This is a genomic window from Ornithinibacillus bavariensis, assembly GCF_018333235.1.
Lineage (GTDB): Bacteria > Bacillota > Bacilli > Bacillales > Amphibacillaceae > Ornithinibacillus > Ornithinibacillus bavariensis.
Genome location: NZ_BORP01000007.1, coordinates 109,543 through 132,057 on the forward strand (window position 1 = coordinate 109,543; position 22,515 = coordinate 132,057).

Genomic DNA, 22,515 nt, shown 5'->3' on the forward strand with positions numbered 1-22,515 from the left:
TATTAAAAGATATGCCAAAAAAGAATCACTTTATACATAATAACTAGAAAACTAGTCCCATTATTTGATAGATGCGTTGCTTCCTTTATTTTACACCAATTTTTGTTTAAATGATATGAAATAATAAAAGCCTTCTCTAAAAGAAAAGGCAATTTTATGAAGTAATCGTTTCGACTCCAGCTTTTTGACAGGATTTGCAAAGACCGTGAAAGGTAAGGCGATGATCTTGTACTTTAAATCCCCATTCATTTTCTACTATTTTTTCTACATCACCGAGTAGATCGTCCATTATTTCCTCTACGGAGCCGCATTCAATACATACAAGATGATGATGAAAGTGCTCGGCCCCTTCTTTACGTAAATCGTATCTGGAGACGCCATCGCCAAAATTGATTTTATCAACAATTTTTAGTTCTGATAACAGCTCTAACGTTCGGTACACCGTTGCAAGACCGATCTCGGGTGCTTTTTCTTTTACTAATAGATATATTTCTTCAGCGCTTAAATGATCTGATTCCCGTTCTAATAAGACACGTACCGTTGCTTCACGTTGAGGTGTTAGCTTATAGCTTTGAGCATGAAGCTGTTTCTTAATCCGATCAATTCGATGTTCCATGGCGATCTCCTCCCTCATATCCCACCTTTATTATATGCACACGGAATAGGAGTGTCAAAGCAAATATTTGAAAAGAACGATTCTCTTACTTGTATAACGACTTGATATATCCGACCATTGCATCGTTCGCAATATATGCTTCTATTGCTGCTGGTATACCGGTTAATGCAATTAATATTGCAAAAACGGACACATATTTAACGAAAGGATGTAACACAGGCTGTGAAAAAGAAGTTTTTCTGGAAAATAGTTTATTTAATAAGCCTAATGTAAATATCATCGATATGCTTCCAGCAATGATATAGATAGGAATGACGATTATATTCTGTGGTGCTATACCAAAGGTAGCTACTAAAAAGCCATTTATTCCAAGCTGATTGACGATAAAACCAACTGAAAATCCTACCACTAGCCCTTTTAAAAATATTAGTATCCACACAACTGGTAAGCCAATTACGGATAACCCAAGAATAAATAACAAGAGAATATATTTTAAATGATAAAAAAAACTTTCCTTTAATAATTGTGTTTTTTCTATTGGCTGTTCATTGGAAATATGACCAAAAAAACGCTCCAAATAGAAAAACAAATCTTGTTTTTGCTGAAATCCCATACTATTAACAATAATAGCACCAAATATAATTCCTGATAAAAATAGTATAATCATAAAAATGTAGATGGTTGCATATTCCTTCAGATGGTCAACTAATTGCATGCTACGTTTCAACATAGAGATCCTCCATTCACTATTCCTATATAGTAAACGTTATGAGAATATCTATAGAAACATTCCTATCAAATCTATCTTTTTTGTATCAAATAATTAATCAGTTGTGGCTACACTACCATATTTACCACCGCCGCCAGCGTTGATAGCTAATTTTCCTTCTCGCATTTGAATAATAGAGTTCGCAAGCTTTTCAGGTACTACATCCAACAGACTCTCATATGGTATGTTGTGAAGGATATTCATTTCTGTGTGAAAATGTTCCAATAGTTTTTTAAATGTTTTTGGGCCTAAGCCTGGTAAATATTCTAATGGAACTTGGTACAAGTATGGTGGTCTTGGAATCTCCTTTCCGGTATAATCCGCTAATTCTTCAATCCTATCCGCTACTCCTTTCACAACCTTTTTAGATCCACAGTTTTTACATTCCGTTACATCTGGTTCCATATGAGTTAAACACTTGTCACATACAGTCTTGTGATATTTTCCTAGCTGCGGATTCATTCCATAATTTCGGATAATCTGTCTGCCTTCCACTTGATGTAATGCATAGTTAAATTCCTTAAAAGATGGTTCCTTCATGAGAATTTCCTGGTACTCCCTACCAATCTTTGCAAGGGAGTGAGCATCTGAATTCGTTACAAATGTATAATGATGTAGCTCGCGAATTTTGTCTGCCATAAAGGTATCCGAACTTAAACCTAGCTCAATACCATCAATTAAATCTGGATCAAACACTTCTTTTAGTGACTGTTGTACACCCTTTCCGTAAAGACTTTTATAAGGGGTAAAAACATGAGCGGGAATAAATAATCCGCTTAGCTCCTTCACCTTATATTGCAAATCCTTTGCGGATCCATAATAGCGTTGGGAGCTGAGTGTAATATTTTTCATTCTTGTAACTAGCCACTCTGAAAAACGCTCCATCTCTACTAGACTTGGTAGAAAACATAATACATGAATTGGGCCATGACAGTTGTCATCATAAACCTCTATTTCTGAACCGAGAAGAAGTGTTACCTCTTCAAAACGAACTCCACCATCCTCTAATTCATAAGCTAATCCATCGTTTATCAGTCTTTTTAGTTCCAGTTGTACAGCTGGAGATTGACAGTCGATAACACCTATTAGATTAATCCCCTTATTTCTACTCGATTCTTTTAAAATATTTGTTATGGTTAAGTTTTTCGAAGCAGTGATTTTAACAGGCTTGTCAAAGATATCCCTTCCGATATGGATGTGCATATCTGCAAAATAAGCATTTAGCATTTATAACAACTCCTGCAACTCAAGATATAATACCGCGTAATTTGTCTTCGCATCATGAATTCTCTCATTCTTCACATACTGTTTTGCTTCATCTAGAGTTAATTCCAGTATATCAATAAATTCATCTTCGTCTAATGCAGGAGGCTGATCCAGTTTTTGTAAATCCGTTGCTAGGTAAATATGCATAAGCTCATCTGCAAATCCTGGTGAAGTATAGAAGGATGTTAGTTTCGTCAATGTTTTCGCTGTATAGCCTGTCTCCTCCTCTAATTCCCGTATAGCAGTAATTTCTGGGCTTTCCCCACATTCTAATTTACCAGCAGGAATCTCGATAATTGATTTCTCTAGCGGCTTCCTATATTGCTCGACAAATATAATTTTTTTCTCATCTGTTATTGGAATGACAGCGACAGCACCAGGATGCTTAATAAGTTCTCGTTTTGATTTTTTTCCATTTGGAAGTTGGACATCATCTACTTGAAGCTTTATGACCTTACCTTCAAAAATCTTTTCTGTCTTTATCGTTTTTTCCTCATACTTTTTCATTGAACTATCACCTACTTTTATTAAGTAATATAATATCATACGGATTGATACAAGTTAATGAATTGGGATTTAGTTGAAATAAAAGCCTATCATACCATACAATCTGAGTAGGAGGTTTTTTACATGAAAAAAAATAAATTAGGTCATTCCGAACTTGAAGTTAGTGCATTAACACTAGGATGCATGACGATTGGAACAGATATAGAAAAAGCAAGATTAATCATTGATTATGCGCTTGATAAGGGAATTAATCATCTTGATACAGCGGATTTATATGATTTTGGTATGAATGAAGAAATTGTAGGTGAAATAATTAAGGATAAAAGGAACCAAATCATCATAACGACCAAAGTTGGTAACCATTTTAATAAAGAAAAAAAGGACTGGTTTTGGGATCCATCGAAAAAGTATATTCTAGAAGAAGTAAAGGAAAGTCTCCGTCGCTTAAAAACGGATTATATTGATTTCTATATGCTACACGGGGGTACAATTGAGGATCCGATTGAAGAGACGATAGAAGCATTTGAAGCATTGAAAAAAGAAGGTATTATTCGTTCTTATGGTATTTCCTCCATTAGACCGAACGTCATACGGGAATATGTAGAGAAATCCTCTATTGATGGTGTAATGATGCAATATAGTCTTTTAGACCGCAGACCCGAAAAGGAAATTTTTGACCTCCTTCATAATCATGGAATAAGTGTTTTAGCTCGTGGTCCGTTAGCAAAAGGCATATTGAGCAACCATGGAAAGCATCAGATGATGAAAAAGGCAAAAGAAGGATTTTTAGATTATACGTATGAAGAACTAGTCGAGGTTGATACAAAGCTCTCCGCTTATCTAAACCGCCAAGCGCTTGCTTTACAATATGTACTAAAGCACCCTGCAGTAGCTAGTGCAGTATTTGGAGCTAGTTCACTTGAACAAGTGAAAGAAAACCTAGCATTCGATACAACTTACGAACTCAAAGATAGCATTTATGAGGAGCTTCGATTGATAACAAAAGCTAATGAATACAAGGAACACATATAAACGTACAATTGAAATAATAAATATTAATGATAAAAGTGGCATAGCTTTGCCACTTTTATCTTCTTAATCGTTTTCTAATACACTATTTACTGGGATAAAAGGATTCAGAATTCCCTCTGGACTAGACAGGCGAAACATACTATTAATAAAATCTAGCTTCATTTCTTCTGCAAAGAATACTGCTTGCATTTCGTTTATGAATGTAGGAAATTGTTGGTTATCTATCTTGATGAGATTACTATTTTCTGCGTTTGTTAAGCGAAAGGTAGGTAAGCCATTAACCGCACATCCCATCTTTTTCGTATCGTACGTTAACATCACATAGTTTTCATGATTTTGATTAATTTCGTATATCTTTTCCATAGCCTTATCTGTAATGGACAGTCTCATCTTCTCTTCCCCTTATCACTTTTTATTAAATTGCTTCTTCATGACTTTTTCTGTTAAACCAGGAAATAGCTGATAAAATTTACTTCCAATATCCATCCATAATGGCGCATTAATCTCCCGCTTATTCGTTAAGAGATGTTTTGTAATTTTCTCTGCTACTTTTCCTGGATCCAACATATATTTCTCAACATTTTTTTGATAATTACCTTCAGGGTCTGCTAGGGCAAAGAAATTAGTTCGAACTGGACCTAAATTCACCGCTGTTACCTGAATTTGATTCCTTGCTACTTCCTGTCTCAATGCATTTGTAAAACCCAAAATTGCATGCTTTGTTGAAGCATATACTGCAGACTTAGGGGTAGAAATCTTACCCGCTTGAGAGGCAATGTTAATAATATGTCCTTCATTATTATCCATAAAGTGAGGTAGGAACAGCTTTGTTATCCGAATTACTGCCAGAACATTCAATTGGTACATAAGCTCGATATCTTCCCATCTCGTATCGATAACATATTGAAAGACACCTGCCCCTGCGTTATTAATTAAGGCATGGATAGTGCCTTGCTCCTTCAGAACAGTGTTAACTACGTTATAAACATCTGCTTCATCTGTTAAATCTACCATATAAAATGATGCATGAATCTGGTGTTCCTCTTTTAACTGCTTTTGAAGTTGCCGTAACTTGTCAAGTGAACGCGCAAGCATGATTGGTGTTCCGCCAGCAGAAGCAATTTGTTTCACTAACATTTCTCCGATTCCACTAGAGGCACCTGTAACAACTATCTTTTTTCCGGTTAATTTAGATTGCATGATATACGAAAACCCCATCTTCTATTGTTTTGGTCACTAGTCCTTTATCCTCTAGATAATCCAATTGTCCAATGGTTTCGGACATCGTTAAATCTAGCTGTAATTGATATTGTCTAGGAAATATCTGTTCACATAGCTGGAAAGGTGTATGTGAATAATTACGTAACAGACTTAAAACCTTAGTTGCCCGAGACTCTTGTTTCGCCCTTTGCCTAGCAACAACCTCTTCTAAATTAGAGAATATTTTACCGTGACCTGGTAGTATCACTCGAATACCCAGATCAAGACATTTTGTTATGTTTTTTCTATATTGTAATAAAGGCTTTGGACGTTCAGTCTCACCAATTAAAGGTGGTTCCATGATTGGATTTGGACTAATATGCTGAAGTAAATGATCTCCCCCAATAAATGTACCGTCCACCATGTTTAGAAACGATAGATGGCTCTGAGCATGTCCTTTCGTTTCAATGACACGAAATTCAGAGTGACCAGGTAAACGATCACCCTCATCTATAACATCTGTAAGTTCCCCTTTTCCAGAGAATTTTAAGGGTACACGTAGTCTTTCAATAAAAACCTGAAATTCTTTCGGAACACCAGATAAGGTAAAGTAATGATAATAAAAGTCCTCAAAATGTTTGAAATAAGCCTCATCTCTCATAATCCAAGGGGTAATATTCCGATGTCCAATAATACGTTCAACCTGACTAAATCGCTCTATTAAACCAGTATGGTCAGGATGATGATGTGTTAAAATGATTTGTTCAATATCATTTGGTTCATATCCGATATCCTTAAGTTGAGCTACAAGTGCGATCCATGCTTCTTCCGTATTTACCCCCGCATCTACTAATGATAATGTTTCACCCTTCAATAAATAGGTGTGAACATCACCTACAGCGTATGGCGTTGGGACTGTAAGTTGATGGATCATTTTGTTAATAACAGTCATTTTCTCCCCCCTATTTCACCAAAATGAATAACCATTCATTCACCTTTCTTCATTGTAACGCTAAAATGAAAAGAAGTCACTTAATGAAAATTTAGAGCGTGTGTATTGGTTGACTTTCCCATAAAATTCAAACAAAATCAAATTAGAGGTGAAGGTCTTGATAACAGAAATTATTGCCCACCGCGGGGCAAGTAAAATTGCACCAGAGAATACCATGTTTGCTTTTGAGCTTGCTTATATGCTTGGCGCTGAAGGCATTGAAACAGATGTCCAATTAACAAAGGACAATATCCCTGTACTTATTCATGACGAGTCACTGAGACGAACAACGAACGGAAAAGGTTATGTTAAGGACTATACGTATAAGGAGCTTCAAAGCCTTGATGCTGGATCTTGGTTTTCTTCAGACTTTTGCTCGGCAAGAATCATCACATTAGAAGATTTCTTAGTCTGGATTAAACCAAAGAATTTAACCATTAATTTAGAATTAAAGAACAACAAAATTGACTATATTAATTTGGAATCTATCGTATACCGAATGCTAAAGGAACATTGTCTGGAGAAACGAACAACCATCTCAACATTTAATCCGACAAGTGTTAAGAGGCTAAAAAAATATCAAAATGAAATTGGAGTAGCCTTACTAACTTCCAGACAAAATCCCAATCTAGTTGAATATGCGAAGAGCCTCGGTGCTAATGCGCTACATATTAAATATCGACTAGTTAACAGATCATTAATTACCGAAGCACATGCTAACACTATGGCTGTCCGTGTCTATACAGTAAATCGATATAGACAAATGATAAACTGTTTTCATGAAGCATGTGATGGGATATTTACAGATGTACCCTATAAAGCAGTTACACTTCGAAAAGTATTTCAATATAAAAGACAATTATAATGGAGGTATTTTAATGGCAAAACTATTCTCACCAATAACGTTTAAAAACATGACCATAAAAAACAGGATTGTAATGTCTCCAATGTGTATGTATTCTTGTGATAAAGAGGACGGTAAGGTTACACCATTTCATTTCACTCATTATGTTTCACGTGCGGTAGGTCAAGTAGGATTGATTATATTTGAGGCAACTGCTGTTGAACGTGCTGGAAGAATTTCTGCACAAGATCTAGGAATTTGGGATGATGAGCATATCGAAGGATTAAAAAAGCTAGTAGATGAAATTCATCAGTATAATACAAAGGTTGGTATTCAATTAGCTCATGCAGGTCGGAAAGCTGAAGATGAACCCATCATTTACTCCCCATCCCCCCTAGCATTTAATGAAAATTATAAAGAACCTACTGAATTAGAGGAAGCTGGCATCAATAACATCATCCAAGCATTTAAAGAGGCAGCAGAACGTGCTGCAAAAGCTGGTTTTGACATGGTAGAAATCCATGCTGCTCATGGATATTTAATAAACCAATTCCTTTCTCCACTAACAAATAAACGGGATGATTCATATGGTGGAAATCGTGAAAATCGTTTCCGTTTATTAGAAAACATCGTCGAGCAAGTCAAAACTGTATTTACTGGCCCTATATTCGTACGCATATCTGCCGAAGAATATCATAAAGATGGAAATACATTAGAAGACTTTATATTTTTTGCCACCAGGCTTAAACAGCTTGATATTGCCTTAATAGACTGTAGCTCAGGAGGTGTAGTTCCTGCAAAAATAAATACTTTCCCAGGCTATCAGGTAAAGCGCTGTGAAATTATTAAACATGAGGTTGAGATCCCAACCGGAGCTGTTGGAATTATTACAAGTGGACCACAAGCAGAAGAAATTCTACAGAATGATCGTGCAGATATTGTACTTATTGGTCGATCACTGTTACGAAATCCCTATTGGGCTAAGGAAGCAGCTGATCAATTGAAATATCCATTAGATGCACCTACTCAATATCGTAGAGGCTGGAGGTAGGAGGAAAAATAATGGAAATCTATTTTCTTGGTACCGGTGCTGGAGTCCCTTCCAAGGAACGTAATGTCTCCTCGATAGCGCTTATGCTATTACAGGAAGCAAAAAGTGTATGGCTTTTCGATTGTGGTGAAGCAACCCAGCATCAAATCCTACATACTTCCATTAAGCCTAGAAAAATCAATAAGATATTCATCACTCACCTCCATGGGGACCATATATTTGGTTTACCGGGGCTATTAAGTTCTAGGTCCTTTCAAGGCGGAGACGAAGAATTAATTATTTATGGTCCTAATGGGATTAAAGAATATGTATTAACAAGTTTAAAGGTGAGTGGTACCCATTTAACCTATCCTCTTTCCTTCGTCGAAATTAGTGAAGGAAAAATAATGGAGGATGATCATTTTATCGTCTATTGTAAGCTACTTGAACACGGAATACCTAGCTATGGATTTCGTATTGAAGAAAAAGCGAAACCTGGTGAGCTGCTAGTTGAAAATTTAAAGGCAATAGGAATTAAACCTGGTCCAATCTATCAGCAGATTAAGCAAAATGAAACAACTTTCCTTGATGACGGAAAAATCATTGAGAGAAAAGAGTTTATTGGGCCAGAAAAACCAGGGAGAACGGTGGTAATTCTTGGGGACACAAGGTCTACAGAAAAAAATCAAGAATTTGTCCAGGATGCAAATCTCCTAATTCACGAAGCCACCTTTGACAAGGATAAAGCAGCACTGGCTCATAATTATTTTCATTCCACAACTGTACAAGCTGCATCCTTGGCCATGGATGGTAATGTAAAGCAGCTAATCCTAACTCATATTTCATCTAGATACCAGCATCATGATGCACAACAACTATTGGAAGAAGCTAGACAGATTTTCATCAATACTGAGATTGCCTATGATTTATTTCACGTATCAATACCATCCAACTAATGGGAGTTGAGTTTGATGACTATTCAAGCATTAGTACAAAGTCAGCGAGATTACTTTTTAAGCGGAGAAACGCTCGATTATCGATTTCGTATAAACCAATTACGAAAACTGAGATCCATGTTAGAGAACTATGAGAAAAATATTTACCGCGCCTTAAAGCAGGACTTAAACAAATCAAAATATGAATCCTTTACTACCGAATTAGGGTTTCTCTTTAATGAAATTAAGCATACTGAGAAACATCTTAAAGATTGGATGGAGGATGAATCTTGTGATGCCCCAATAACTCATAAAGGAACCAAAAGCTTTATCCGAAAAGAGCCTTACGGTGTCACCTTAGTCATTTCGCCATGGAATTATCCTTTGCAATTGGCAATTGCACCTGTAATTGGGGCAATATCTGCTGGAAATACAGTAATTATAAAGCCGTCTGAATATAGCCAATCCTCCTCTTCTCTGCTTGCAAAAATGATGAGAGAGACCTTTGACCCTAAATACATTGCTGTTGTAGAAGGAGCAAAGGAAGTTAGTGAACAACTATTACAGGAAAAATTTGACTATATTTTCTTTACTGGAAGTACCGCTGTAGGAAAAATTATTATGCGCGAAGCTAGTAAGCATCTAACCCCTGTTACTCTAGAGCTTGGTGGCAAGAGTCCTGCGATTATTGATAGAGATGCGAATATTGAGCTTTCCGCTAAACGTATTGTTTGGGGGAAATTTACTAATGCTGGTCAAACCTGTGTCGCCCCAGACTTTCTTTATATACACTCTAAAATCAAAGATAAGCTATTAAAAGAAATGAAAAAACAGTTAAAAAGCTTATATAAAAAGAACCCATTAGGTAATGATGATTATGTAAGAATAATTAATGAAAACCATTTTAACCGCTTATTGACATATTTAGAGAATGGGACCATTGTGCAGGGTGGAAACATTGATAGAAACCAATTAAAAATCGAACCGACTATTATCGATCACATTACTTGGAACGACCCTGTCATGCAGGAGGAAATATTTGGTCCAATTCTACCGGTTTTATCATTTGAAGACTTGGAAGAAGTCATAAGGACATTAAAAACAATGGATAAACCGTTAGCACTGTACTATTTTGGCGAAAAAGAAAAGAATCAAGAAAAAGTAATAACTAAGTTATCCTTTGGTGGCGGATGTATTAATGATACGTTATACCATTTAGCAAACCCAAATCTGCCATTCGGGGGAGTCGGTGCAAGTGGAATGGGAGCATATCACGGCAAATATAGCTTTGAAACATTTTCTCATCGTAAAAGCATTCTAAAGCAAACAACCAAATTCGATTTACCATTACGTTACCCAGGAGGAAAACTAGCATTTTCCATTATTAAAAAAGTAATGAAATAGTTTTTAATACAATAATAGGGGTAAGGCGTTAGAAGCGTTCAGAGCCTTTCCCCTATTTTTTATAATCATCTAAAAAGTCCTTTTGAAAGCTTGTTCTTGGTTGATGATTATCAACCGCTTTAATATCAACAAATGGATTTTTCCCGAATTTTTGTGTTAACTCATCAATTGCATCATAAAGCTTTTCCTTTTCTGCTTCCTTTTTGTACGTAAATAAGTCTAACTGCTTTACAATATTCTGTTTTTCTTCCATATCCGAAACGGTTATCCCTAATAAACGTATTGGTTCTTGATTCCAATGTGAATTAAATAATTCTAGTGCTACCTTTAAAATATCTTCTTTTTTTTCGATAAAATTTAACAGTTTTTTACTTCTTGTAATAGTCTTCCGGTCATGATAACGAACTGTAATTTGGACTGTCCCACCAGCAACCTGTTTCCGCTTCATCCGTATTTCCACATTCTCGGCTAATGCGGATAATAGACTTCTTATTTCCAGCTCATTTGTTGTATCCATTGGGAGTGTTTCAGAACTGCCTATACTTTTAAACTCATTTACAGCATCCGGATCTACTGCACGAAGATCAATTCCATTAGCTCGATTTCTTAATCGCTCACCGTTAATACCTAGTATCTGTTTTAATTGATAAACATCAGCTGCTGCTAAATCTCCAATCGTATGAATGTCAATAGCAATTAGCTTTTCAGCGGTCTTCTTCCCTACCCCATACATCTCACCGACTGGCATTGGCCATAATTTATAAGGAATATCACGTTTTCGCAACACTGTAATACCCAGCGGTTTTTTCATATCAGAAGCCATTTTTGCTAAGAACTTATTCGGAGCAATACCGATACTGCAAGGTAAATCTAATTCATTCAATATTTTTTTTTGTAAATCTTCTGCGAGTTGAATCGTATTCTTTGGATCTACTACATCGGTAACATCCATATACCCTTCATCGATCGATACCGGTTCAACGAAGGGTGATATTGCATTTAATCTTTTAAAAATTTCTCTAGATGCATAGCGATATCGTTCAAAATTTGGTGTGCGTATTATTAGCTCTGGGCATAATTTTCTTGCCTGCCAAATTGGCATTGTGGTTTTAACCCCTTTGGCACGTGCCTCGTAATTACTAGTAATAATTATTCCTTTTCGTTCCTCAGGATTGCCAGCAACAGCAAGTGGCTTCCCTTTTAACATAGGTTCATACGCCATCTCCACTGAAGCATAGAAGCTATTCATATCAACATGAAAAATAACCCGAGCTTTATTAGCGTTCATTTCAGCTAGTCACCTTCTCGAACAGTTGTTTCTAGTTTAATTATATCACAATTAGAAAGCTTGGGATAAGCTGTTATTAATAGCGTTCTATTTGGTAAGAACATCTGCGAATCTCAATAGTTAACCGAAGGCCGAATTAACTTACTTTGCCACCTATAGGGATAAGTGTACTAATTCTCTCCATTCCAGTAATCATTGTTTTTGCATGTGTGATGAGTTTTTTAGTTGATTCCAGTGATAAAGATTCCTGATGAGCTGTTTGATCTGACCAAACCTCATACACAAATATAGCGTTTGGCTCGTCCTCTGAAATACTCACATGATAGATTTCGCATTCTTCTAGGCTTTGCATAGACGCTGCTGCTTCCAATAAAATTGCGACAAGCTTATCACGATCACCATCTTTAGCGATAAACTTACCAAATAATCCGAACTTATTCATTTTACTTCTCTCCTAACTTTGTCTAGTCTATTACATAAAGAATAATCATATGTATAAGGCAAACAGAAGTGTATAACACCGAACCATAGAAAACGACACCAACATTTGCTTTTATATCATTGTTTCCATACGTATATCTTATATCTCCAGAGCTTGCTTCTAATGCTGATGACTTGGTAAAGAATCCTCCTTTACTATTGAAAAAAAACAGGATAAAAGACAGGCCTAATCCAATGAAGAAATTCCAACCCAAATATGGAAATGAAAAGATTATACTGGTGACCCATACGAGAATTGCAATAATTATTGCTATAGCAACCGTCATTCCAATCATTTTTTTCATTAATCCTTCCCCCTATCACTCATCATTACATGCATTCACAATTCTACAATAAAGCCAGCTTCTTCAATAAATTCCGCTTCCTAATTTCATCATTGAGTGATTACATCTTTGTAGTTTTAGTTTATCATAAATGTTTGTGCAATTATTAAAAGATTTGGATAATATATAATTATTAATGCTTATATAGGGAACCAGTTGAACCATAGAATTAATCATACTCAATTTTAATAGCATTTTCCCTAATAAATAGTTGCATAAGAAAAGCGGTTCTTACCCACTCGATGGTAAGAACCGCTTTTACATATTTTATTTTACTATTTTGCAACCTCTTGAATAATGGCAGCAACAAGCTCGGTAACTTTAACTAATTCATTAACTGGAATTCGTTCATTAGTTGTATGGATTTCTTCATATCCAACCGCTAAATTAACTGTTGGAATACCAAAACCAGCAATGACATTAGCATCACTTCCGCCACCACTTCTTAATAGCTTACTCTCTCTACCAATAGCTTTTGCTGCACTCCTTGCTATCTCGACAACCTCATCTCCTGCCTCTTGTTTAAACCCAGGATACATTACTTTAATATCTACGATAGCTTCTCCACCCATTTCATTAGCAGCAGATTCAAAGGCTTCCTTCATTTTGGCTACCTGTGCTTCCATTTTTTCGGGTACAAGCGAACGTGCTTCAGCTAGAATTTCTACATGATCTACAACAATATTCGTCTGCTTTCCACCTTCAAATCGACCAATATTCGCTGTAGTCTCCTCATCAATACGTCCTAGTGGCATTTTGGCGATAGCCTTTGCCGCTATCGTAATAGCTGATACTCCCTTTTCAGGTGCCACGCCTGCATGTGCTGTTTTTCCTTTTATGATTGTGTTAATTTTAGCTTGTGTAGGTGCGGCAACAATAATGTCCCCAACATCGCCATCACTGTCTAATGCATAACCAAATTTAGCGTAAATCATAGATGGATCAATAGCCTTAGCTCCTACTAGTCCCGATTCCTCTCCCACTGTAATAACAAATTGAACATCACCATGTTCGATATTATTTTCTTGAATGACACGAATCGCTTCCAATATTGCAGCAAGACCTGCTTTATCATCCGATCCTAAAATAGTTGTTCCATCTGAAACAATATATCCATCTTTAATCTGCGGTTTAATTCCCTTACCAGGAACTACCGTATCCATATGGGATGTAAAATAAATTGGAGTGGCATCAGCCTTTGTACCTTTTAGCGTACAAATTAAATTATTTGCCCCATGCCCTGTTATTTCCTTTGCATTGTCCTCGACAACCGCTACGCCGAGGTCTGTAAATTTCTTTTTTAGTACTTTTGCAATTTCTTCCTCAAAGCCTGTTTCTGAGTCCACTTGAACGAGTTCCATGAATTCATTTACTAATCTGTCTTGATTTACCATGATGACTTACCTCCTAATTTAAAGAGGAATATTACCATGCTTTTTACTTGGTCTATCCTCTTGTTTATGATAAAGCATTTCAAGACCTTGAATAAGCTTTATTCGTGTTTCTCTAGGGTCAATGACATCATCCACCATCCCTAGCTTAGCAGCAATATACGGATTTGCAAACTTATCGCGATAAATATTTATTTTTTCCTGACGTGTTTTTTCAGGATCCTCGCTAGCTGCTATTTCCTTCGCAAAAATAATATTAGCTGCACCTTCTGGCCCCATAACCGCAATTTCCGCATTCGGCCATGAAAATACTAAATCAGCACCAATTGACTTACTATTTAATGCCACATATGCACCACCATATGCTTTTCGAACAATCACTGTTAGTTTTGGTACAGTTGCCTCTGAATAAGCATACAATATTTTCGCTCCATGACGTATGATACCACCATGCTCCTGTTTTATGCCAGGAAAGAAGCCTGTAACATCCTCAAATGTAATGATAGGAATATTAAAGCAATCACAAAATCGAATAAATCGAGCAGCTTTATCACTCGAATCAATGTCTAATCCACCAGCAAGATGTTTCGGTTGGTTACAAACTAATCCTACTGTTTGTCCGTGTATTCTCGCAAATCCAACCACAATATTTTTAGCAAATTCAGAATGTATTTCATAAAAACTACCTTCATCTACCACTTGTTGAATAACATTTTTAATATCGTATGGACGAGTTGCATCAAACGGGACTATATCTACTAACTCCGGACGATAATCCTCGAGTTGGTCATCGTGATATTCTGTTATAGCAGGCTTCTCCGTATTATTACTTGGTAGATAAGAAAGTAACTTTTTCACATGATCTAATGCCTCTTCCTCTGTTTTCGCTTTAAAATGGGCATTTCCACTTTTACTATTATGGATATGTGCACCACCTAAGTCTTCGGAGGTTATTTTTTCACCAGTCACTGTTTCGATAACCTTAGGACCCGTGATAAACATTTGTGAAGTCTTTTCCACCATAATCACAAAATCCGTAATGGCAGGGGAATAAACCGCTCCACCAGCACTTGGTCCCATAATAACAGAAATTTGTGGGATATAGCCAGAGTAAATGGAATTTCTGTAAAATACTTGTCCATATCCGTCCAAAGAGGATACACCCTCCTGTATTCTAGCACCACCTGAATCATTTAATCCGATAAATGGAACACCATTTTTTGCTGCTAGATCCATAACAGCTGCTATCTTTTTCCCGTGCATCTCTCCTAAAGCTCCACCATAAAGTGTAAAGTCCTGTGCAAATAAATATACAGGGCGTCCATTGATTTTTCCATAGCCTGTAACAACACCATCACCCGCACCATTTGACCCATTCATATCAAAATCAGTTCCACGGTTTTCTATAAATGTATTCAACTCAACAAAGCTTCCATCATCAAGTAAATAATCAATTCTTTCTCTTGCGGTCATTTTGCCTTTTGCATGCTGCTTTTCAATCCGCTCATCTCCACCACCTAGCTCTGCAATTCTTCTTTTATCATATAGCTCATTTATTTTATCGAACATATCCATCATTGATCCTTACCTCCAGATTCTTCTGTTAACTCAAAAAGTACGCCATGAGTTGATCTTGGATGCATGAATGCTATCTTCGTTTGATGAGCACCAGGCTTTGGTTCGGTATTAATAAATTGAATCCCATTTTTCGAATATTGCCTGATTCTCTCCTTGATATCTTCTATCCCTAGAGCGATATGATGGACTCCCTCTCCTTTTTTCTCAAGAAATTTGTAGATCGCTGATGACTCACTTGTTGGTTCTAGCAGTTCAAAGCGAGTGTCACCTATCCTCAAAAAAGCTACCTTGACAAACTCTGAGGCTACTTCTTCCATCCCCTCAAGCACAAGCCCCAACGTATTCCTATAAAATGGTAATGTTTGTTCAATGGAATGAACTGCAATGCCAATATGCGAGATTTTTTTTGGTGGTGTAATCTTTTCATCTCCTACGAGTTTGATAATGTAATTTGCTAGTTCTTCGATGGATGAACCACTAGTAAATATATTGTTAATCCCTTTTTCTATTAGTACAGGAATATCTTCAGCAGGTATTACCCCTCCACCAATGACGGGAATGTCACTTGCATTTAATGCCTTAAGCTCTTCGATAACCTTTGGAAACAGAGTCAAATGGGCTCCAGATAAAGAAGATAGTCCAACAATGTCTACATCCTCTTGTACTGCTGCATTCGCTATTTGTGCAGGTGATTGTCTTAGCCCTGTATAAATAACCTCCATGCCATGATCACGAAGCCCTTGTGCAATAACTAATGCACCTCTGTCATGTCCATCTAGTCCTGGTTTTGCAATCAACACTCTTATTTTCCCCATCTTACAATCTCCTTCCCCACTTGTCTCTAGATGCTTCCATACTCTCCAAATTCCCTACGTAACACATTACAAATCTCTCCAACTGACGCATAGGCTTTCACTGCATTCAAAATATATGGAATGAGATTTTCTTCCGGATTTTTAGCTGCCCATTCTAATTGTTTTAATGTACTATTTACTAAGTCTTTATCTCGATTTAGCTTTCTCTCCTGTAGAGCAGCCTTTTGTTCCCGCTCTAGTTTTTCATCTACTTTTAATAACTCTGGATTTACCTCTTCATCAATTTTGTATTTATTTAAACCAACGATAACTTCTTCTTCGCTTTCAATTCGCTTTTGCGTTTCATATGCTGTCCGATGTATTTCCCGTTGCATAAATCCTTCTTCAACGGCTGAGACTGCACCGCCTAGTTCTTCAATTTGTTTTAAATAAATAGTTACTTCGGATTCAATCTTGTCTGTTAATGCTTCGATAAAATATGAACCACCTAACGGGTCAATCGTGTCTGCAACACCACTTTCATGAGCTATTATTTGTTGTGTTCGAAGCGCAATACGTGCAGACTCTTCTGTTGGTAAAGCCAATGCCTCATCACGAGAGTTCGTATGTAAGCTCTGCGTACCTCCTAATACAGCCGCTAAAGCTTGCAGGGTAACTCGGACGATATTATTATCCGGCTGTTGTGCAGTAAGCGTAGAACCACCTGTTTGCGTATGAAAACGTAACTTCCAGCTCTTTGGATTTTTCGCTTGGTAGTGCTCTTTCATAATCCTCGCCCAAATTCTCCTAGCAGCTCTAAATTTAGCAATCTCTTCAAAAAAATTGTTATGGGCATTAAAGAAAAATGCTAGTCTAGGTGCAAACGAATCAACATCCAATCCTGAGGCAATAGCAGCATCCACATATGCCATACCATTCGCAATCGTAAAGGCTACCTCTTGGACTGCTGTGGATCCTGCCTCGCGGATATGATAACCAGAAATACTAATTGTATTGAATTTCGGAACATTTTGCTGGCAGTACTCAAAAATATTGGTAATAAGTCGCATGGACGGTTTTGGCGGAAAAATATAAGTACCACGTGCGATATATTCCTTTAAAATATCATTTTGAATAGTTCCAGTTAATTTATTGATAGGAACTCCTTGCTTCTCACCTACCGCAATATACATACATAGTAAAATGGATGCTGGAGAATTGATGGTCATAGACGTACTAACCTTATCTAAGGGAATTTGGTCAAGAAGTGCCTCCATGTCGTGTAAAGTGTCTATGGCTACACCAACCCTTCCCACTTCTCCCTCTGCCATTGGATCATCGGAATCGTAACCAATTTGTGTCGGCAAATCGAAAGCAACAGATAAACCAGTTTGTCCTTGCTCCAATAAATAACGAAAGCGTTTGTTTGTTTCAGTTGCAGAACCAAAGCCAGCATATTGACGCATTGTCCAATACTTACTTCGATACATCGTGGACTGGATGCCCCGTGTATACGGATATTCTCCTGGAAAGCCTAACCTTTCATTGTAATCGCTATCATTTTCATGGTAATAGAGTCTATCGACAGGTATACTCGAGCTAGTTTGAAATACTTCTTTCCGCTCAGGAAAGCGCTTTAATGTTTCTTCAACGGAATCCTTCCATTTTTTTTCGTTATCCTTTTGATTAATTGTCATACTAGTTCCCCCTATCTCTAAAAAAAGAACCTTAATACTAAGGCAAATATTAGGAAAATTAATAATTTAAGAATGGCTATTCTAATATTTTACTTGTCCTTAACCCATTTTAACGATAAAATACAATTAGCATATGGGATGTAAGGAGGACAAACGGATGGCTTCAAAGCAAAACATTAAACCTGCTCCAAGAAGAAGATCAAAACGTGAACGAAGAATGAGATTAGCTGTATATATTATGATTATTGCAATGGTTGTCTCAACCATAACCTATGGATTAGCATTTGTAATCAATTTATAATATGAATCAATGGCTGGATTATATATCCAGTCTTTTATTTTTCAAACAATCTAACATAGCTTCCCCAAAGACGGAAATCTAAAGTTGTCGTAATCTCCTAAAGAATCAAGTAAATTTATGATTAGTTACAACTATTAATTATATTATAACAACTTCAAGTCCGCTACTACCTTAATTGGGTTTAAAGCGAAAATAAGGCTGACCCTATATAGAGACAGCCTTATTTGGTTTATCTATTTATACTTCTTCACAATGCTCATCGAATAGTTGTTGTAATCTGCTCATCACTTCTACAGCACTATGTCCTTCAATGTCATGGCGCTCTAACATGGTAACGATTTTACCATCCTTTAACAACGCAAATGATGGTGAAGAAGGTGGATAACCTTCAAAATATGTTCTTGCCTTTTCCGTCGCTTCACGATCTTGACCAGCAAACACTGTAACTAAATGCTCTGGACGCTTATCATAGTTTATCGCATTAATAGCTGCTGGACGAGCTACACCACCAGCACAACCACAGGTTGAATTAATAAGAACTAATGTGGTACCTTCACGATTTAGTGCAGCTTCTACTTCTTCAGGGCTTCTTAAATCCTCATAGCCCGCTTCTACTATATCTTTACGTGCAGCATCCACAATATCATTCATAAATAGATTAAAATCCATTTAAGACACTCCTTATGTTAAGAATAAATAAATCTATCAATAGGTTATCAAGTTTATCCATTAAATTCAAACTAAAAAGCCTGAATTAATAGACTTGAACCGTATTTTCATTCATGTTTTCTAAAATCTCCTTAACATAAGCTAAGAATTGACCACAAATTAGTCCATCCAAAATCCGGTGGTCCAATGATAAACATAAATTAACCATATCCCTTGCTGCAAACATATTATTAATAATAACAGGCTTTTTCACAATCGATTCAACCTGTAAAATTGCAGCTTGCGGATGGTTGATTACACCCATTGACTGAACAGAACCAAAGGACCCTGTATTGTTAACCGTAAATGTTCCACCTTGCATATCATCTGCAGTAAGCTTGTTCGTACGTGCTTTATTCGCAAGTTCATTAATTTCGCGGGCAATTCCCTTAATACTCTTTTCATCCGCATTCTTAATTACAGGGACAAATAATTCTTGGTCCTTTGCAACTGCAATGGATAGGTTTATATCCTTACGCTGAATAATTTTATCTCCTGCCCACATGCTATTTATTTGTGGGAACTTCTTCAGTGCTTGTGCTACAGCTTTTACAAAGAATGCAAAATAGGTTAGATTATAGCCCTCGTTTTGCTTAAATTCTGTTTTAATTTTATTTCGATAATTAACTAAATCAGTCACATCCACTTCAACCATCATCCAAGCATGTGGAATTTCGGTTTTAGAGCGTACCATGTTTTGTGCTATAACTTTACGTATACCTGTAACAGGAATCTCAATATCTCCAGCCTGTGTGGTAGAATGTGTTGATTGTGTTGTCTTCGATACTGTAGTATTAATTACCGGTTCTTCTAGTTTAGCTTCCGGTTTAGCGGATTCTACCGCAGTAGGTAGTTGACCAGTAGAAATAATCTGCTCAATATCCTTTCTTGTAATTCTTCCTCCACGGCCAGTTCCTGTAACCAGTTCTAAATCAATGTTATTTTCTTGAGCCATACGCAAAACTGCCGGAGAATAGCGTTTTTTCATCGATTGATCACTATTTAGGTCCTCTTTCGCCTTACTAGTAGTCACCTCTTGTTCAAGAGCTGCTCCTACTATATTCTCTCCATTACCTTCTGTTTCGATATAGCATATTAATTCCCCAACAGCAACCGTGTCTCCCTCTTGTACAGTAAGCTCTTTAACAGTCCCGGTGAAGGATGATGGTACTTCTGCATTTACTTTATCTGTCATGACCTCAGCAATAGGATCATACTTATTTACATGGTCCCCAACTTTGACAAGCCAAGAACTAATCGTTCCCTCTGTCACACTTTCACCAAGCTGTGGCATGGTAATTTTTTCTGTTGCCAATTCTATCCCTCCTATCTAATTAGAACTCAGCAAGCTCACGCATCGCTTTTTCAATTTTATCAGGATTCATCATAAAGAATTTTTCCATCGTTGGTGCATAAGGCATTGCAGGAACATCCGGTCCTGCTAACCTTTGAATTGGTGCATCCAGATCGAATAAGCAGTTTTCTGCAATAATAGCAGCAACTTCACCAATGACGCTACCTTCCTTGTTGTCTTCCGTTACTAATAGTACCTTGCCTGTCTTTTTCGCCGCTTCAATAATTGCTTCTTTATCTAATGGATAGACTGTACGCAAATCAAGTATATGTGCGTCAATCCCTTCCTCAGCTAGCTTTTCAGCAGCTTGTAAAGCAAAATGAACACATAATCCATATGTAATAACTGTGATATCAGAGCCTTCACGTTTTACATCGGCCTTACCTATTGGAAGTACATAATCATCCTCTGGTACCTCACCCTTTAAAAGACGATACGCACGTTTATGCTCAAAAAATAGAACAGGGTCATTATCTCGAATAGCAGCCTTTAACAAACCTTTTGCATCATAGGGGGTTGAAGGCATTACAATTTTTAATCCTGGTTGGTTAGCGAAAATTGCTTCCACAGATTGCGAATGGTACAGTGCACCATGTACACCTCCACCATATGGGGCACGAACAACAATTGGACAGTTCCAATCGTTATTAGAACGATAGCGAATTCTTGCAGCTTCAGAAATGATTTGATTTACAGCTGGCATGATAAAGTCTGCGAATTGCATCTCTGCTACTGGACGCATGCCATACATTGCTGCACCTATTCCAACACCAGCTATTGCTGATTCTGCTAAAGGAGTGTCCAATACACGATATTCTCCAAATTCATCATATAAGCCTTCAGTCGCTTTGAACACGCCACCTTTTTTTCCAACGTCTTCCCCTAGTATAAAAACCTTCTCATCTCGCTGCATTTCTTCCCGTAGAGCAGCTGTTATCGCTTGAATATATGACATTACTGGCATGTTATTCCCTCCCTCTTACTCCTCGTAAACATACTTTAATGCTGATTCAGGTTCTGCATAAGGTGCATTTTCAGCATAATCCGTTGCTTCATTGACAATATTATTTATTTCATTCGTAATTTCCTTCTCTAAATCATCTGTTAAGATATTTAATTCCTTCAGATAACCCGCAAAGGTAAAAATAGAGTCAAGCTTTTTCGCTTCCTCAACTTCATCACGATCACGATATGCTCGATCATCATCATCACTTGAGTGAGCAGTCAATCGATAAGATACAGCCTCAATAAGTGTTGGACCCTCTCCATTTAATGCACGTTCACGGGCTTCCTTAACAGCTTTATATACTTCCAGTGGATCATTACCATCTACCGTGTAACCTGGAAAACCATAGCCTAACGCTCGGTCAGAAACCTTAGGGTTACCTAACTGCTTTTCTATTGGTACAGAGATAGCATATTTATTATTTTCTACCATAGTAATTACAGGTAATTTGTGCACACCAGCAAAATTTAATCCTTCATGAAAATCACCTTGGTTAGAGGATCCTTCCCCCAGGGTTACGAATGAAACAAATTGTTTGTTTTCCATCTTAGCTGCCAAAGCCACTCCAACAGCATGCGGAACCTGTGTTGTAACAGGCGATGATCCTGTTAAAATTCTATTCTTTTTTTGTCCAAAATGGCTTGGCATTTGGCGACCGCCAGAATTAGGATCCTCTGCCTTAGCAAAAGCAGAAAGCATCAACTCTTTTGCTGTCATACCAAAAGCAAGAACTACGCCCATATCGCGATAGTAAGGGGCTACGTAGTCATCTTTACGATCTAATGCAAAAGCAGCTCCAACCTGCGCAGCCTCCTGTCCCTGACAAGAGATAACAAATGGAATTTTACCTGCACGATTTAGTAGCCACATTCTTTCATCTAATTTTCTCGCTAATAGCATCGTTTTGTACATGTCGAGTACTTGTTCATCGGATAACCCGAGTGCATCATGACGATTTGTAGTCATTTAAAAAGTCCCTC

24 protein-coding genes are annotated in these 22,515 nt (G+C 37.1%); 6 read left to right on the forward strand and 18 right to left on the reverse strand.

Translation table 11 applies throughout. The features are described 5' to 3' along the window. Positions 1 to 154: 154 nt before the first annotated feature. The 4 genes from fur to KI338_RS15740 all read right to left on the reverse strand — a co-directional run bounded on the left by fur (position 155) and on the right by KI338_RS15740 (position 3,158). A complete protein-coding gene (gene fur, locus KI338_RS15725) occupies positions 155 to 616 on the reverse strand; it encodes a ferric iron uptake transcriptional regulator (RefSeq protein WP_212921975.1) in 462 nt (153 codons plus the stop codon). 85 nt (positions 617 to 701) lie between these two features. Then, positions 702 to 1,346, reverse strand: coding sequence for a stage II sporulation protein M (gene spoIIM / locus KI338_RS15730; RefSeq protein WP_212921976.1), 645 nt, complete (start codon positions 1,344 to 1,346; stop codon positions 702 to 704). A 93-nt stretch (positions 1,347 to 1,439) separates the two neighbouring features. Continuing rightward, positions 1,440 to 2,612, reverse strand: coding sequence for an endonuclease Q family protein (locus KI338_RS15735; RefSeq protein ID WP_212921977.1), 1,173 nt, complete (start codon positions 2,610 to 2,612; stop codon positions 1,440 to 1,442). Then, positions 2,613 to 3,158, reverse strand: coding sequence for an NUDIX hydrolase (locus tag KI338_RS15740; RefSeq protein ID WP_212921978.1), 546 nt, complete (start codon positions 3,156 to 3,158; stop codon positions 2,613 to 2,615). It lies immediately after the preceding gene. 123 nt (positions 3,159 to 3,281) lie between these two features. On the opposite strand from KI338_RS15740, the gene KI338_RS15745 reads away from it, so the two are divergent. After that, positions 3,282 to 4,190, forward strand: coding sequence for an aldo/keto reductase (locus tag KI338_RS15745; protein WP_212921979.1), 909 nt, complete (start codon positions 3,282 to 3,284; stop codon positions 4,188 to 4,190). 63 nt (positions 4,191 to 4,253) lie between these two features. Here the strand turns inward: KI338_RS15745 and KI338_RS15750 are convergent, their stop codons facing one another. Genes KI338_RS15750 through KI338_RS15760 form a run of 3 tightly spaced genes read right to left on the reverse strand, consistent with a single transcriptional unit; the run spans position 4,254 to position 6,342 of the window. Then, positions 4,254 to 4,580: an iron-sulfur cluster biosynthesis family protein gene (locus KI338_RS15750; RefSeq protein ID WP_212921980.1), complete on the reverse strand. Its 327-nt coding sequence runs from the start codon at positions 4,578 to 4,580 to the stop codon at positions 4,254 to 4,256. A gap of 15 nt (positions 4,581 to 4,595) precedes the next feature. Continuing rightward, positions 4,596 to 5,390, reverse strand: a complete 795-nt coding sequence (locus KI338_RS15755) for an SDR family NAD(P)-dependent oxidoreductase (protein WP_212921981.1) — start codon at positions 5,388 to 5,390, stop codon at positions 4,596 to 4,598. Beyond that, positions 5,380 to 6,342, reverse strand: a complete 963-nt coding sequence (locus KI338_RS15760) for an MBL fold metallo-hydrolase (protein ID WP_212921982.1) — start codon at positions 6,340 to 6,342, stop codon at positions 5,380 to 5,382. The genes KI338_RS15755 and KI338_RS15760 overlap by 11 nt, the downstream gene beginning before the upstream one ends. Positions 6,343 to 6,490: 148 nt before the next feature. Here KI338_RS15760 and KI338_RS15765 point away from each other — a divergent pair, with 148 nt between their 5' ends. From KI338_RS15765 to KI338_RS15780, 4 genes are read left to right on the forward strand one after another with little or no spacing between them, the layout of a single operon-like run. Further along, positions 6,491 to 7,246, forward strand: a complete 756-nt coding sequence (locus tag KI338_RS15765) for a glycerophosphodiester phosphodiesterase (protein WP_306345324.1) — start codon at positions 6,491 to 6,493, stop codon at positions 7,244 to 7,246. Positions 7,247 to 7,259: 13 nt separating this feature from the next. Continuing rightward, the gene (gene namA, locus KI338_RS15770; RefSeq protein ID WP_212921984.1) at positions 7,260 to 8,276 is read left to right on the forward strand and encodes an NADPH dehydrogenase NamA; all 1,017 of its coding nucleotides are present in this window, start codon (positions 7,260 to 7,262) and stop codon (positions 8,274 to 8,276) included. Positions 8,277 to 8,287: 11 nt separating this feature from the next. Beyond that, positions 8,288 to 9,211 carry a ribonuclease Z gene (rnz, locus tag KI338_RS15775; RefSeq protein WP_212921985.1) on the forward strand — a complete coding sequence of 308 codons (924 nt, stop codon included), beginning with the start codon at positions 8,288 to 8,290 and terminating at the stop codon, positions 9,209 to 9,211. 15 nt (positions 9,212 to 9,226) lie between these two features. Then, on the forward strand, positions 9,227 to 10,594 hold the full coding sequence (locus KI338_RS15780) for an aldehyde dehydrogenase (protein WP_212921986.1): 1,368 nt from the start codon (positions 9,227 to 9,229) through the stop codon (positions 10,592 to 10,594). 52 nt (positions 10,595 to 10,646) lie between these two features. On the opposite strand, the gene KI338_RS15785 is transcribed toward KI338_RS15780, so the two are convergent. The 7 genes from KI338_RS15785 to KI338_RS15815 all read right to left on the reverse strand — a co-directional run bounded on the left by KI338_RS15785 (position 10,647) and on the right by KI338_RS15815 (position 18,166). Then, entirely contained in the window at positions 10,647 to 11,882 is a 1,236-nt protein-coding gene (locus tag KI338_RS15785) for a DNA polymerase IV (protein WP_212921987.1), read from the reverse strand. Between the two features lie 136 nt (positions 11,883 to 12,018). Continuing rightward, the gene (locus tag KI338_RS15790) at positions 12,019 to 12,324 is read right to left on the reverse strand and encodes a putative quinol monooxygenase (RefSeq protein WP_212921988.1); all 306 of its coding nucleotides are present in this window, start codon (positions 12,322 to 12,324) and stop codon (positions 12,019 to 12,021) included. A gap of 22 nt (positions 12,325 to 12,346) precedes the next feature. Further along, the gene (locus KI338_RS15795) at positions 12,347 to 12,667 is read right to left on the reverse strand and encodes a hypothetical protein (protein ID WP_212921989.1); all 321 of its coding nucleotides are present in this window, start codon (positions 12,665 to 12,667) and stop codon (positions 12,347 to 12,349) included. 314 nt (positions 12,668 to 12,981) lie between these two features. Continuing rightward, positions 12,982 to 14,100: a M20/M25/M40 family metallo-hydrolase gene (locus tag KI338_RS15800; protein WP_212921990.1), complete on the reverse strand. Its 1,119-nt coding sequence runs from the start codon at positions 14,098 to 14,100 to the stop codon at positions 12,982 to 12,984. Between the two features lie 18 nt (positions 14,101 to 14,118). After that, positions 14,119 to 15,672, reverse strand: a complete 1,554-nt coding sequence (locus KI338_RS15805) for an acyl-CoA carboxylase subunit beta (RefSeq protein WP_212922046.1) — start codon at positions 15,670 to 15,672, stop codon at positions 14,119 to 14,121. Next, complete coding sequence (gene mce, locus KI338_RS15810) at positions 15,672 to 16,490, reverse strand: methylmalonyl-CoA epimerase (protein WP_212921991.1); 819 nt, start codon at positions 16,488 to 16,490, stop codon at positions 15,672 to 15,674. The genes KI338_RS15805 and mce overlap by 1 nt, the downstream gene beginning before the upstream one ends. Positions 16,491 to 16,516: 26 nt before the next feature. Beyond that, positions 16,517 to 18,166, reverse strand: a complete 1,650-nt coding sequence (locus tag KI338_RS15815; protein WP_212921992.1) for an acyl-CoA mutase large subunit family protein — start codon at positions 18,164 to 18,166, stop codon at positions 16,517 to 16,519. A gap of 157 nt (positions 18,167 to 18,323) precedes the next feature. Here KI338_RS15815 and prli42 point away from each other — a divergent pair, with 157 nt between their 5' ends. Beyond that, complete coding sequence (gene prli42 / locus KI338_RS15820) at positions 18,324 to 18,467, forward strand: stressosome-associated protein Prli42 (protein WP_212921993.1); 144 nt, start codon at positions 18,324 to 18,326, stop codon at positions 18,465 to 18,467. 237 nt (positions 18,468 to 18,704) lie between these two features. On the opposite strand, the gene KI338_RS15825 is transcribed toward prli42, so the two are convergent. The 4 genes from KI338_RS15825 to KI338_RS15840 all read right to left on the reverse strand — a co-directional run bounded on the left by KI338_RS15825 (position 18,705) and on the right by KI338_RS15840 (position 22,501). After that, entirely contained in the window at positions 18,705 to 19,136 is a 432-nt protein-coding gene (locus KI338_RS15825; RefSeq protein WP_212921994.1) for a BrxA/BrxB family bacilliredoxin, read from the reverse strand. Positions 19,137 to 19,221: 85 nt separating this feature from the next. Continuing rightward, positions 19,222 to 20,490 carry a dihydrolipoamide acetyltransferase family protein gene (locus tag KI338_RS15830; protein ID WP_212921995.1) on the reverse strand — a complete coding sequence of 423 codons (1,269 nt, stop codon included), beginning with the start codon at positions 20,488 to 20,490 and terminating at the stop codon, positions 19,222 to 19,224. 19 nt (positions 20,491 to 20,509) lie between these two features. Further along, positions 20,510 to 21,493 (reverse strand): alpha-ketoacid dehydrogenase subunit beta, encoded by a 984-nt coding sequence (locus KI338_RS15835; RefSeq protein ID WP_212921996.1) that lies wholly within the window; start codon positions 21,491 to 21,493, stop codon positions 20,510 to 20,512. Between the two features lie 15 nt (positions 21,494 to 21,508). Next, positions 21,509 to 22,501, reverse strand: coding sequence for a thiamine pyrophosphate-dependent dehydrogenase E1 component subunit alpha (locus KI338_RS15840; protein WP_212921997.1), 993 nt, complete (start codon positions 22,499 to 22,501; stop codon positions 21,509 to 21,511). Between the last annotated feature and the right edge of the window lie 14 nt (positions 22,502 to 22,515).